This is a genomic window from Morganella morganii (genome assembly GCF_019243775.1).
Taxonomy (GTDB): Bacteria; Pseudomonadota; Gammaproteobacteria; order Enterobacterales; family Enterobacteriaceae; genus Morganella; species Morganella morganii.
Map to the genome: position 1 here is coordinate 1,314,010 of NZ_CP069157.1, position 13,033 is coordinate 1,327,042.

16 protein-coding genes are annotated in these 13,033 nt (G+C 52.2%); 14 read left to right on the top strand and 2 right to left on the bottom strand.

All coding sequences use genetic code 11. The annotated features are described in order from the left end of the window. Positions 1 to 107: 107 nt before the first annotated feature. Entirely contained in the window at positions 108 to 1,067 is a 960-nt protein-coding gene (rluC, locus tag JL661_RS06275) for a 23S rRNA pseudouridine(955/2504/2580) synthase RluC (protein WP_004238062.1), read from the top strand. Positions 1,068 to 1,295: 228 nt separating this feature from the next. On the opposite strand, the gene JL661_RS06280 is transcribed toward rluC, so the two are convergent. Further along, positions 1,296 to 1,622, bottom strand: coding sequence for a hypothetical protein (locus JL661_RS06280; protein WP_062771369.1), 327 nt, complete (start codon positions 1,620 to 1,622; stop codon positions 1,296 to 1,298). 36 nt (positions 1,623 to 1,658) lie between these two features. Beyond that, the gene (locus JL661_RS06285; RefSeq protein ID WP_062771371.1) at positions 1,659 to 2,249 is read right to left on the bottom strand and encodes a Maf family protein; all 591 of its coding nucleotides are present in this window, start codon (positions 2,247 to 2,249) and stop codon (positions 1,659 to 1,661) included. Positions 2,250 to 2,403: 154 nt separating this feature from the next. Between JL661_RS06285 and yceD the strand changes: the two genes are divergently transcribed. The 13 genes from yceD (at position 2,404) to JL661_RS06350 (ending at position 12,993) form a co-directional block, all read left to right on the top strand. Then, on the top strand, positions 2,404 to 2,928 hold the full coding sequence (gene yceD / locus JL661_RS06290; protein ID WP_004238065.1) for a 23S rRNA accumulation protein YceD: 525 nt from the start codon (positions 2,404 to 2,406) through the stop codon (positions 2,926 to 2,928). A gap of 12 nt (positions 2,929 to 2,940) precedes the next feature. Beyond that, the gene (rpmF, locus tag JL661_RS06295; protein ID WP_004240653.1) at positions 2,941 to 3,111 is read left to right on the top strand and encodes a 50S ribosomal protein L32; all 171 of its coding nucleotides are present in this window, start codon (positions 2,941 to 2,943) and stop codon (positions 3,109 to 3,111) included. A 28-nt stretch (positions 3,112 to 3,139) separates the two neighbouring features. Beyond that, positions 3,140 to 4,174, top strand: coding sequence for a phosphate acyltransferase PlsX (gene plsX / locus JL661_RS06300; protein WP_071823274.1), 1,035 nt, complete (start codon positions 3,140 to 3,142; stop codon positions 4,172 to 4,174). A 5-nt stretch (positions 4,175 to 4,179) separates the two neighbouring features. Then, entirely contained in the window at positions 4,180 to 5,133 is a 954-nt protein-coding gene (locus JL661_RS06305) for a beta-ketoacyl-ACP synthase III (RefSeq protein ID WP_004238069.1), read from the top strand. Positions 5,134 to 5,152: 19 nt separating this feature from the next. Next, positions 5,153 to 6,085 (top strand): ACP S-malonyltransferase, encoded by a 933-nt coding sequence (fabD, locus tag JL661_RS06310; protein WP_024473430.1) that lies wholly within the window; start codon positions 5,153 to 5,155, stop codon positions 6,083 to 6,085. Between the two features lie 7 nt (positions 6,086 to 6,092). Beyond that, positions 6,093 to 6,827 carry a 3-oxoacyl-ACP reductase FabG gene (gene fabG / locus JL661_RS06315; RefSeq protein ID WP_004240650.1) on the top strand — a complete coding sequence of 245 codons (735 nt, stop codon included), beginning with the start codon at positions 6,093 to 6,095 and terminating at the stop codon, positions 6,825 to 6,827. A gap of 155 nt (positions 6,828 to 6,982) precedes the next feature. Continuing rightward, the gene (gene acpP, locus JL661_RS06320) at positions 6,983 to 7,219 is read left to right on the top strand and encodes an acyl carrier protein (RefSeq protein WP_004238075.1); all 237 of its coding nucleotides are present in this window, start codon (positions 6,983 to 6,985) and stop codon (positions 7,217 to 7,219) included. A gap of 65 nt (positions 7,220 to 7,284) precedes the next feature. Beyond that, a complete protein-coding gene (fabF, locus tag JL661_RS06325; protein ID WP_015422831.1) occupies positions 7,285 to 8,529 on the top strand; it encodes a beta-ketoacyl-ACP synthase II in 1,245 nt (414 codons plus the stop codon). A gap of 158 nt (positions 8,530 to 8,687) precedes the next feature. Beyond that, positions 8,688 to 9,527 (top strand): aminodeoxychorismate lyase, encoded by an 840-nt coding sequence (pabC, locus tag JL661_RS06330; RefSeq protein WP_062771373.1) that lies wholly within the window; start codon positions 8,688 to 8,690, stop codon positions 9,525 to 9,527. A 20-nt stretch (positions 9,528 to 9,547) separates the two neighbouring features. Continuing rightward, on the top strand, positions 9,548 to 10,570 hold the full coding sequence (gene mltG / locus JL661_RS06335) for an endolytic transglycosylase MltG (RefSeq protein WP_049241114.1): 1,023 nt from the start codon (positions 9,548 to 9,550) through the stop codon (positions 10,568 to 10,570). Beyond that, entirely contained in the window at positions 10,567 to 11,205 is a 639-nt protein-coding gene (gene tmk, locus JL661_RS06340; RefSeq protein WP_004238080.1) for a dTMP kinase, read from the top strand. Before mltG ends, tmk begins: the two co-directional genes overlap by 4 nt. Continuing rightward, positions 11,205 to 12,203 (top strand): DNA polymerase III subunit delta', encoded by a 999-nt coding sequence (holB, locus tag JL661_RS06345; RefSeq protein ID WP_004238081.1) that lies wholly within the window; start codon positions 11,205 to 11,207, stop codon positions 12,201 to 12,203. Before tmk ends, holB begins: the two co-directional genes overlap by 1 nt. 10 nt (positions 12,204 to 12,213) lie before the next feature. After that, on the top strand, positions 12,214 to 12,993 hold the full coding sequence (locus tag JL661_RS06350) for a metal-dependent hydrolase (RefSeq protein WP_004238082.1): 780 nt from the start codon (positions 12,214 to 12,216) through the stop codon (positions 12,991 to 12,993). The last annotated feature ends 40 nt before the right edge of the window (positions 12,994 to 13,033 follow it).

The following is a 13,033-nucleotide window of genomic DNA, read 5'->3' on the forward strand; positions in this document are numbered from 1 at the left end:
AAATGGGAAAATAGCCGCGTAAAACATTGATGCACATTTGCCGCCTGTTTCACCGGAAAAATATACCGGTTTACGGAGCAACGGTTCAGAGGATAGCCCCCCGTTTCATGAAAACTGATAATCAGACAGTTCAATTTGTTGTTGTGTCCGGCGATGAAGCCGGCCAGCGTATTGATAATTTCCTGCTCGCGCGCCTCAAAGGGGTGCCGAAGAGCATGATTTACCGCATCATCCGTAAAGGGGAAGTGCGTGTCAATAAAGGCCGGATTAAGCCGGAATACAAAATCGCGGACGGGGACAGCATCCGTATCCCGCCGGTGCGTGTGGCTGAGAAAAACGATGCCCCGGTGTCGGCGAAACTGGATAAGGTTTCTGCACTCGCAGAGTGCGTATTGTATGAAGATGATCATATTCTGGTGATTAATAAACCGGCGGGTACGGCGGTACACGGCGGCAGCGGTCTGAGTTTCGGTGTGATTGAGGCAATGCGGGCGCTGCGTCCGGAGGCGCGTTTCCTGGAACTGGTACACCGGCTTGACCGCGATACTTCCGGTATTCTGCTGATCGCCAAAAAACGTTCCGCGCTGCGGGCACTGCATGAGCAGCTGCGTCTGAAACAGATGCAGAAAGATTATCTGGCACTGGTGCGCGGCCAGTGGCAATCTTCAGTAAAAGTGGTGCAGGCACCGCTGCTGAAAAATATTCTCCAGAGCGGCGAGCGCGTGGTGAAAGTCAGCCCGGAAGGCAAGCCATCGGAAACACGCTTTAAAGTGGAGGAGCGGTTTGAGGCTGCCACGCTGGTCAAAGCCAGTCCGGTCACCGGGCGCACACATCAGATTCGTGTGCACACACTGCATGCAGGGCATCCTATTGCCTTTGATAACCGTTACGGTGATGCGCAGTTTGATGCTCAGCTGAAAGGGACAGGGCTTAACCGGCTGTTTTTACATGCGGCGGCACTTGCCTTTACCCATCCGTCCACCGGCGAGGCGATGCGCCTTCAGGCACCGCTGGATGAAAAACTACGCCACTGCCTGACGGTACTGCGGTCGAAACAGGCAAAATAAGCAGAGAACAGAAATAAAGAACCCGCGCAGAACGCGGGTTCAGGCCGTTGACAAACCCGTAAGGGTTGGCGACGACCGACAGAGGTTGTGAAAATAAACTAGGAAAATCAATTCATTGATTTTCGGCTGATAACACAAAGCAGGAAAAACCACGTTTTATCCTGCTTTGTCAGCAATCTCAACCCGCGCAGAACGCGGGTTTTTTCTTATACAGAAGGTATTCTGCGGTTACTGCGGCTGTACACCGATAATCTTTGTGGTACAGCTCTGTGCAATCTCACCGATCGCCTGAGAGTCCTGTTCGGTCAGCGCCTGACCTTTGCGGACCCGGTCATCCAGTTTTTCCAGCCCTTCTTTGCCGAATTTCGCCAGTGAGTTGTCATACACACACTCACAGACTGCCGGGACTTTGCTGCGGTTATCCGGGTTTTTCAGGTTGGTCACAGCACCTTTTGTACAGTCGGCAACAAAGGTTGTTTTATCCGCCAGTGACGGGGCAGCCAGACCGGCAGCACTGAACAGCAGCGTTGCGGCAGCGATCATTTTCAGCTTCATGTCAGTTCCTCAAAATCATCAGATACCCGGCGTGTGTCAGCGGGGGATCTTCAGTGGGTTGTATCCGGCCTGAATCAGTAATTCTGTCAGACGGATCAGCGGTAAACCTATCAGTGTATTAGGGTCATCTCCTTGAAGTTTTTTAAATAAGGCGATTCCTAAACCTTCAGATTTAAAGCTTCCGGCACACTGATAGGGCGTTTCCGCCAGCAGATAGGCACGAATTTCGTCATCATCCAGTGTACGGAAATGCACACAGTAAGGTTCACATATCGTGTGATCTTCCCCGGTGGCACTGTTGTACAGGCTCAGCCCGGTATAAAAGGTGATGCACTGACCGGAGGCTTTGCGCAGTTGTGCAAAGGCAGCATCGTAATGATGCGGTTTGCCGGTGATTTCCCCGTCCAGCACACAGACCTGATCAGAGCCGATAATCAGGCTGTCAGAGTACTGCTGTGTCAATGAACGGGCTTTTTCGCGTGCCAGGCGCATGACCAGAGACTGCGCATCTTCTGCCGGGTGCGGGGTTTCATCCGTACCCGGGGCGGCGGATACAAACGGGATGCCGAGTTTTTCCAGCAAAGCTTTGCGGTACAGGGAGGTGGAGGCGAGAACCAATGAGATCATAAATATTCCGAAAGTCGTGGTAAAAAGAATAAACTCATTCTAAACTATGCGCCGCTTATTGAGTGTATTTTTAGCGGGAAGGCAGGTTACCGCCCTCTTTGCTGTCTATATTTTCTTTGACTATATCGTCTTACGAATATAAGATGCGCGCCTTATGCAAAAGATAAAATTACCTCTGACTATTGATGCAAAGCGCGCCGCGCAGAAGCGTCTGGATTACCGGGGGTGCTATGCACCTGAGCAGGTTACGCGGTTAGCCGAATCGGTAGTCAGTGTGGACAGCGATGTTGATGTTGATTTGACGTTTGAAATCGACCCGCAGCGTCTGACAGTCATTAAGGGAACAGCAGAAACTGATGTTTCACTTGAGTGTCAGCGGTGTGGTAATATCTTCCCGCTTCATGTCCGCGCAACGTATTGTTTCAGCCCGGTTGTCAGCGATGAACAGGCTGAGGCATTACCGGAAGAGTATGAGCCAATTGACGTAAATGATTTTGGTGAGACAGATTTACTGGCAATGATTGAAGATGAATTAATTCTTTCTCTGCCTGTGGTTCCGGTACATGATTCTGAACACTGTGAAGTGTCCGACGCGGTGAAAGTCTTTGGTGAGCTTCCTCCGGAAGCAGAAAAGCCAAATCCGTTTGCCGCATTAGCCAGTTTAAAGAAAAGTACTTAAGGAGTAAGGTCAATGGCCGTACAACAAAATAAACCAACTCGTTCCAAACGTGGTATGCGTCGCTCTCATGACGCACTGTCAGCAACTCTGGTTTCTGTTGACAAAACCTCTGGTGAAACTCATCTGCGCCACCATGTGACCGCTGATGGTTACTACCGTGGTCGTAAGGTAATCAACAAGTAATCTGCTGCTTTTTAAGCACGTTGATATCTTGACTAATCTAACCATCGCGTTAGATGCCATGGGTGGGGATATCGGCCCCCATGTCACAGTGCCTGCCTCGCTGCAGGCACTGGCATCTAATCCAAAGCTCACCCTGTTGCTGGTCGGGCACCCTGATTCCATTTCTCCTCTGCTTGCAAACCAGAATGCTGAGCTGCTCAGTCGTCTGCGGGTGATCCCTGCCTATGAGACGATTGCCGGTGATGCCAAACCTTCTCAGGCTATCCGCCAGAGCAAAGGCACATCCATGCGTATCGCGCTGGAACTGGTGAAAGAGGGGGAGGCACAGGCGTGCGTCAGTGCCGGAAACACCGGGGCGCTGATGGGGCTGGCAAAACTGATGCTGAAATCGATTGAAGGCATCGAGCGTCCTGCACTGATGACCGTGGTGCCAAATCAGAAGAAAGGCAAAACGGTGCTGCTTGATCTGGGCGCAAATGCGGAGTGCAGCAGTGACATGCTGGTGCAGTTTGCTGTTATGGGCGCGGTGATGGCAGAAGATGTGGCCGGGATCCCGCATCCGCGTGTGGCATTACTGAACATCGGCGAAGAAGAAACCAAGGGACTCGACAATATCCGCGAAGCAGCCACTGTGCTGAAATCGATACCGGACATCAATTATATCGGCTATGCCGAAGGCAACGAACTGCTGACCGGTAAAACTGATGTGCTGGTCTGTGACGGCTTCGCGGGTAACGTTACCCTGAAAACCATGGAAGGGGTGATTCGTGTGATCCTTTCTATGTTTAAATCACAAAATGAAGGCAAATCGTCATCCCTGCTGTACAAACTTGTGAAGAAAGTGGTGACAAAATGGCTGAATAAACGCTTCAGCCACCTGAACCCCGACCAGTATAACGGTGCTTCTCTGTTAGGATTACGCGGCATTGTGATTAAGAGTCACGGTGCGGCGAATGTAAGTGCATTCAACGCTGCCATAACGCAGGCGGTTCAGACTGTTGAAAAGCAGGTGCCTGAACGAATCGCATCCCGTCTCGCTATGGTATTACCCAAGAGTAACTAACTAATATGTATACGAAAATTTTAGGAACCGGGAGCTATCTTCCTGCACAAATCCGCACAAATGCTGATCTGGAAAAAATGGTCGACACAACCGATGAGTGGATTGTTACTCGTACGGGTATCCGTGAGCGCCGTCTGGCCGGTGATGATGAAACCGTTGTTACAATGGGCCACCAGGCAGCACTGAACGCACTGGATATGGCGGGTATTCCTGCCGGTGATATCGATCTGATTGTTGTGGGCACCACTTCTTCCACGCACGGTTTCCCGAGCGCGGCCTGTGAAATCCAGAAACTGCTGGGCATTGACAGCTGCATCTCTTTTGATGTGGCGGCGGCATGTGCCGGTTTCAGCTATGCCATCAGTGTGGTGGATCAGTTCATTAAAACCGGGATGGCGAAAAAAGCCCTGGTGATCGGTTCGGATGTGCTGGCGAAAACGCTGGATCCGGCAGATCGCGGTACGGTTATCCTGTTTGGTGACGGCGCAGGTGCTTTTGTGGTTGAAGCCTCAGAAGAGCCGGGCATTCTCTCCACCCATTTACATGCAGACGGCCGCTACGGCGACCTGCTGACATTACCGAATAAAGATCGCAAAGACAGCGAAAAACCGGCGTACCTGACAATGGCAGGTAACGAAGTATTCCGTGTGGCGGTCCGTGAATTAGCCAACGTCGTTGAAGAAGCGCTGGTGGCGAACAATATTGATAAATCAGAACTCGACTGGCTGGTGCCGCATCAGGCAAACCTGCGCATTATCAGTGCCACAGCAAAAAAATTAAATATGGGCATGGATAAAGTGGTGGTTACCCTGGATCGTCACGGCAACACCTCTGCAGCCTCTGTACCGACTGCATTCGACGAAGCGGTTCGTGACGGGCGCATCAAACGCGGTCAGCTGATTCTGATTGAAGCCTTCGGCGGCGGTTTTGCCTGGGGTTCTGCATTAATTCGTTTTTAATTTTTCAGGAAGCTAAATCATGTCTGCATATGCAATGGTATTTCCGGGACAGGGTTCTCAGTCAGTCGGTATGCTGGCGGACCTCGCGGCAAATTTTCCGGTCGTTGAGGCAACCTTTGCCGAAGCATCCGCTGAACTGGGCTACGATTTATGGGCACTCGTTCAGAACGGGCCGGAAGAAGAACTGAATAAAACCTGGCAGACCCAGCCTGCACTGCTGGCGGCCTCTGTGGCCATCTGGCGTGTCTGGCAGGAAAAAAACGGCGCCATGCCTGCCATGATGGCCGGTCACAGCCTGGGGGAATACTCCGCGCTGGTGTGTGCCGGTGTGATGGATTTTAAAGAAGCTATCAAACTGGTGGAATTACGCGGCCGCCTGATGCAGGAAGCTGTTCCGGCCGGTACCGGGGCAATGTATGCCATCATCGGTCTGGACAATGATGCTATCGCCAGAGCCTGTGAAGAAGCTGCACAAGGTCAGGTCGTATCACCGGTTAACTTTAACTCGCCGGGCCAGGTGGTTATCGCCGGTGAGAAAGACGCCGTTGAGCGTGCCGGGGCATTATGTAAGGAAGCCGGAGCAAAACGTGCGCTGCCGTTGTCGGTCAGTGTGCCGTCACATTGTACATTAATGAAGCCGGCTGCTGATAAATTAGCCGTTGCGCTAAAAAATATCACATTTAATACACCAATCTTTTCTGTTGTGAACAATGTTGATGTTAAGATAGAGACTTCCGCCGATGCAATTCGTGATGCATTAGTCCGTCAGCTTTATAATCCGGTGCGCTGGACAGAAACTGTTGAGTTTATGGCCGCGCAGGGTATTGAAGATCTGCTGGAAGCAGGGCCGGGCAAAGTACTGACCGGGCTGACTAAGCGTATTGTGAAAACATTAACATCATCTGCTGTCAATGATATGTCATCATTGGAAACAGCACTTGAAAATCGCTGAGGTTGAGATGAGCTTTGAAGGCAAAATTGCCCTTGTCACCGGTGCGAGCCGCGGAATCGGCCGTGCAATTGCTGAGAAATTAGCAGCACGTGGTGCAACTGTGATTGGTACTGCGACCAGCGAAAGCGGTGCGGCTGCTATCAGTGAATACTTAGGCGCAAAGGGTAAAGGCCTTGCCCTGAACGTGACCGACAGCGCATCCATTGACCATGTATTAGAAAATATTCGCGCTGAGTTTGGCGAAATTGATATTTTGGTTAATAATGCAGGTATCACACGTGACAACTTACTGATGCGTATGAAAGACGATGAGTGGCAGGATATCCTCGACACTAACCTTTCATCCGTATTCCGTCTGTCCAAAGCGGTTATGCGCGCCATGATGAAAAAACGTTGCGGGCGCATCATCACCATCGGTTCTGTTGTCGGAACGATGGGGAACGCCGGACAGGCTAACTATGCGGCGGCGAAAGCCGGGCTGATTGGTTTCAGTAAATCACTCGCCCGTGAAGTCGCGTCGCGCGGCATCACCGTCAACGTCGTTGCCCCGGGTTTTATCGAAACCGATATGACTCGTGCATTGACAGACGACCAGCGTGCAGGCATTTTATCTCAGGTTCCTGCTAACCGTTTGGGTGATGCTGAAGAGATTGCCAGTGCTGTAGCCTTCTTAGCTTCTGATGAAGCGGCTTACATCACAGGCGAGACATTGCATGTCAATGGTGGCATGTACATGATTTAATGTTTGAGCTAACCATTTGCTGTTTTTGTGTAAACACACGCAAAAGTGAGTATTTATATGGTTAGACCAGCCGGGATTGGGTTGCATCTTTTCCTGTATTTTATAAACTACGAAAACCATCGCATATAGCGAGTTTTGATAGGAAATTTAATAGTATGAGCGCTATCGAAGAACGTGTTAAGAAAATCATCGTTGAACAACTGGGTGTTAAAGAGGAAGAAGTAAAAAACGAAGCTTCATTCGTTGATGACTTAGGCGCTGATTCTCTTGACACAGTTGAGCTGGTGATGGCTCTGGAAGAAGAGTTCGACATCGAAATCCCAGACGAAGAAGCAGAAAAAATCACAACTGTACAGGCTGCTATTGACTACGTTGAGAACGCAGGCAAGTAAGCATCCCTCATGTCCAGGCGGTCACCCGACCGCCTTGTTTCTTTTTTCCCCCCCGGAGGATAAGCGTGTCTGAGCGTCGTGTAGTCGTGACCGGACTTGGCATGTTATCTCCTGTCGGTAATACAGTCGATTCATCCTGGAAAGCTGTGTGTGCCGGGCAGAGTGGTATCAGCCTGATTGATCATTTTGACACCTCTAACCATGCGACCAAATTCGCAGGTATGGTAAAAGATTTCAATCACGAAGATTTTAATATTTCGCGCAAAGATGCCCGGAAGATGGATCTCTTCATTCAATACGGTATTGCAGCCGGTATCCAGGCAATTGCGGATTCCGGAATCGAAGTAACAGAAGCCAATGCAACCCGTATCGGAGCTGCGATTGGTTCTGGTATTGGTGGTCTCGGACTGATTGAAGAAAACTGCAGCTCTCTGGCTGCCGGCGGCCCGCGTAAAGTGAGCCCGTTCTTTGTTCCCTCAACTATCATCAATATGGTTGCCGGACACTTAAGTATTATGTACGGCCTGCGCGGACCAAGCATTTCCATTGCCACTGCCTGTACATCCGGCGTGCATAACATTGGTCATGCTGCCCGGATCATCGCTTACGGTGATGCGGATGTGATGGTTGCCGGTGGTACTGAAAAAGCCAGCACACCATTAGGTGTTGCCGGGTTCGGTGCTGCGCGTGCCTTATCCACCAATAATGACAATCCTCAGGGCGCAAGCCGTCCGTGGGATAAAGATCGTGACGGGTTTGTGCTCGGTGACGGTGCCGGTATGCTGGTGCTGGAAGAGTACGAACACGCGAAAAACCGCGGTGCGAAAATCTATGCGGAACTGGTCGGTTTCGGGATGAGCAGCGATGCTTATCACATGACATCACCACCGGAAAACGGTGACGGTGCCGCACTGGCCATGGCAAATGCGATTCAGGATGCAGGCATTCCTGCTGACAGCATCGGCTATATCAATGCGCACGGCACATCCACCTCTGCGGGTGATGTGGCGGAAGCGAAAGCCGTTGAAACGGTATTTGGTGAAGGAACCAACGTTCTGGTCAGTTCCACCAAATCCATGACCGGTCACCTGCTGGGTGCCGCCGGTGCAGTGGAATCCATTTTCACCATTCTGGCACTGCGTGATCAGATTGTACCGCCGACCATCAACCTGGATAATCAGGATGAAGCGGTCTGCAAACTCGACTTTGTACCGGGCAAAGCCCGCAAAGTGGAAGGTATGGAATACGCACTCTGTAACTCTTTCGGCTTCGGCGGCACCAACGGTTCCCTGATTTTCCGTAAGATCTGAGTCTGTTTTCTGAGAGAAAAGCGCCTGACGGCGCTTTTTTTTACCTGGCGGGTGACGCTATCGCAGTTTTGCACAAAAATCACAGCTGTACTATTATACAGGTCTGTCCGCATACTGAATGACGGTTAAATAATAACCGTTAAAACAATGAGTTGGCTATGACACAACAGACGCATTACTGGGTTAATGGTGTACCGCAGCACACCATCGCGATTTCTGATCGCAGTGTGCAGTTTGGTGACGGCTGTTTTACCACGATGCGCATTGTGAACAGCAAACCGTCGCTGCTTTCACGTCACCTGCACCGGCTCCGCAGTGGTTGTGCCGGGCTGGGGCTGACACCGCCGGATGACGCGCTGCTGCCCCAGTGGATAATGCAGGCCGCAGAGGGTACAGCGGATGGTGTGCTGAAAGTGATTGTTTCCGCCGGTGAGCAGGGACGCGGTTATCTGCGTGCGGATGTACCGCCGCTGGTGATCCTGATCCGCTCCGCATATCCGGAAAGCTATCCGGTATTGCAGGAGCGCGGGTTATCGGTGATGAAAAGCCCGGTGCCATTGTCGGTCAATCCGTATCTGGCCGGTATCAAACACCTGAACCGGCTGGAGCAGGTGCTGATCCGCCGTTATACGGCAGAACAGCAGGCCGATGAAGCCATTGTCTGTGATACTGACGGCCTTCTGACCGAAGGCTGCAGCGCCAATCTGTTCTGGCGCTGCGGCGATGATGTGTTTACCCCGTCACTGAGCAAATGTGGTGTGGCCGGTGTGATGCGCGCGCATATCATGGATGTGCTGAAAGGCAGCCGTTACCGCTGTTATGAAACCGAACGTTTTCCGCAGGTGCTGGCAAAAGCGGATGAAGTGATTATGTGCAACGCGCTGATGCCGGTCATGCCGGTCAATGATATCCGCGCGGATGCCCGTCATCACTGGCATTATACTTCCCGCTCACTCTTTACCTGGCTTTTGCCGCACTGTCCGGCAGCAATACCCTGAATTAACAGAGTTAATGACTGATGAAAAAAACACGGATTTTCCTTGTGACATTTTTGGTGCTGCTTGCGGTTGCGGGCAGCGTGGCGTACTGGCTTTATCATCAGGTGAACGCATTTTCCGGACAAAAAATTTCTGTCACTGAAGAAACCATTTTCACCATTCCGCCGGGCACCGGTCGTGTGGCGCTGGAGAAAAAACTGGCGGAAAGCGGGATTATCCCGGAATCACACAATTATGACTGGCTGCTGCAACTGGAGCCGGATCTGGCAAAAATCAAAGCCGGTACTTACCGACTGACGCCGGATATGACGGTCAAAAGCATGCTGCAACTGTTTGTCAGCGGTAAAGAGGCACAATTTAGTATCCGTTTTGTTGAGGGCAGTAAATTAGCGGACTGGCAGAAAATCTTGTCAGAAGCCCCTTACCTGAAACAGACCCTCGCGGATTTACCGGCAGATAAACTGACAGAAATGCTCGGCCTGCCGGCCGGCAGCCACCTGGAAGGGCGTTTCTACCCGGATACCTATCTCTATACAGCCGGAACAGAAGACACGCAAATCCTGAAGCGGGCACATCAGCAGATGGAAACCAAACTCGCGGCAGCCTGGAAGACCCGTAATACCGACTTACCGTATGCGGATCCGTATGAAATGCTGATTATGGCCTCGCTGATTGAAAAAGAGACCGGCGTGGACGGTGAACGTAAAAAAGTGGCGTCGGTCTTTATGAACCGGCTGAAACTGAAAATGCGCCTGCAAACCGACCCGACGGTAATTTACGGCATGGGTGAGCGTTATCAGGGCACGATTTACCGCAGCGACCTGGTGCGGGTAACGCCGTATAATACCTATCAGATTGACGGCATGCCGCCGACACCTATCGCCATGCCGGGCAGTGCCTCGCTGGATGCGGCAGCCAAACCGGACACCACGGGTTACCTTTACTTTGTCGCGGACGGCAAAGGCGGACATGTATTTACCACGAATCTGCGGGATCACAACCGGGCGGTTGCGGATTACCGTAACGGATTAAAAAAACAATGACAGGCAAATTTATTGTAATTGAAGGGCTTGAAGGTGCCGGAAAAACCACGGCACGTCAGGTGATTGTTGATACGTTGCGTGAAAACGGCATCACTGACCTGGTCTATACCCGTGAGCCGGGCGGCACACCGCTGGCAGAAAAGCTGCGCACCCTGATTAAAGACGGAATCGACGGCGAAACGGTTACTGATAAAGCGGAAGTACTGATGTTATATGCCGCGCGTATTCAGCTGGTGGATAATGTTATCAAACCGGCACTGGCGCGCGGACAATGGGTGATCGGCGACCGTCATGATCTCTCCTCTCAGGCCTATCAGGGCGGCGGACGCGGTATCGATCGCAAACTGATGGAGTCACTGCGTGATACCGTACTGGGGGATTTTTATCCTGATTTCACCCTGTATCTCGATCTGCCGCCGGAAACCGGCCTGGCCCGCGCCCGCAGCCGGGGCGAGCTGGACAGAATCGAACAGGAATCACTGGATTTCTTCCGCCGCACCCGGGCCCGTTATCTGGAGCTGGCTGAATCCGATCCGCGCATTGTAACCGTTGATGCTTCGCAATCAATAGATAACGTCCATCAATCAATCCGCACTGCCGTACTGAACTGGCTGGCACAGCAGGAAGAGGCGTAATGAACTGGTATCCGTGGCTTAATCCGGTTTACCGCCAGCTGGCAACCGCGTGGATGTCCGGTCAGGGGCATCATGCTCTGCTGCTGTACGGTATGCCCGGCACCGGCACTGATGAGCTGGCCTATGCCCTGACACGGCTGCGGATGTGTCAGCAGCCGCAGGGCATCAAAAGCTGCGGGGAGTGCCACAGCTGTAAACTGATGCTGGCAGGCACCCATCCGGATTTTTATCTGCTGCAGCCGGAAAAGGGTAAATCTGCCACCGGGATTGATGCTGTGAGAGCCGTGACAGAAAAACTGTATGAGCACGCCCAGCAGAGTGGTGCCAAACTGGTGCATATTCCGCAGGCGGAACTGCTGACCGAAGCAGCCGCCAACGCCTTACTGAAAACCCTGGAAGAGCCGACAGAGAATACCTGGTTTGTGTTACAGAGCCTGCGGGCGGAGCAGTTGCTGCCGACACTGCGCAGCCGCTGTTTTGCTTATCATCTGGCACCGCCGTCAGCGGAGACCGGTTTACAGTGGTTACAGCGCGAGCATCCGCCGTCTGATGCGGTGTCGCGGCAGACTGCGCTGAATCTTTGCCACAATGCCCCGGCGGCGGCACTGTCACTGCTGACCACCGCTGACTGGCAGAACCGGCTGAATCTGTTTACCCAGCTGGCAGAATCCGTGCGCAGCGGGGATTTTCTGTCGCTGTTATCTGAACTGAATCATCAGGATGCGGAAAAGCGCATCAGCTGGCTGACCACCCTGTTTATGGATGCGGTAAAATATCAGCAGAATATGGCACCTGCCTGTCTGAATCAGGACCAGTCTGCTCTGATTGCACAACTGGCAGCGCATTACAGCAGTGCACACTTACTGAATGCAGCGGAAAGCTGGCTGACCTGCCGCCACCGGCTGATGACCATCACCGGCGTGAATCAGGAACTGCTGCTGACAGAACAATTGTTACACCAGGAAACCCTGTTTTCTGCATCACCTAATTTAAAATAATGAGTTAATTATGTTTTTAGTAGATTCCCACTGCCACCTCGATTGCCTTGATTATGAAAAAAAGCATGAAAGTGTGGATGATGTTATGCAAAAGGCCGCGCAGCGAGATGTGAAATACGCACTGGCGGTGGCGACAACCCTGCCGGGTTACACAAAAATGCGCGAGCTGATTGGTGAGCGCCCGGATGTGGCCTTTTCCTGTGGTATTCATCCGCTGAATCTGGATGAGCCGTATGATTTCACACAGCTGCGTGAACTGGCGGCGGATAAACGGGTGGTGGCCCTCGGCGAAACCGGGCTGGATTACTACTATCAGAAAGAGAATGCCGCGCTTCAGCGTGAGGTTTTCCGCGAGCATATCCGTATCGGACGTGAGCTGAATAAACCGGTGATTGTGCACACCCGGGATGCCCGTGAGGATACCCTGGCGATTATCCGCGAAGAACAGGCCGGGGAGTGCGGCGGCGTGTTACACTGCTTTACCGAAGACAAAGAGACGGCATCAGCGCTGCTGGATGAAGGTTTTTATATCTCCTTTTCCGGCATCGTGACGTTCCGCAATGCGGAGCAGATCCGCGAAGCCGCCCGCATTGTCCCGCTGGATCGCATTCTGGTGGAAACCGATTCGCCGTATCTGGCCCCGGTACCGTTTCGCGGTAAAGAGAACCAGCCCGCGTATGTGCGTGATGTGGCGGAGTATATGGCTGTATTAAAAGGGGTGAGCGTTGAGGCGCTTGCTGAGATCACCACTGACAATTTCTGCCGTCTGTTTCAGGTGTCTGTCCGGTAAATCCGCACACATCTGTCAGGCTGATTAATTACAGGAGCAG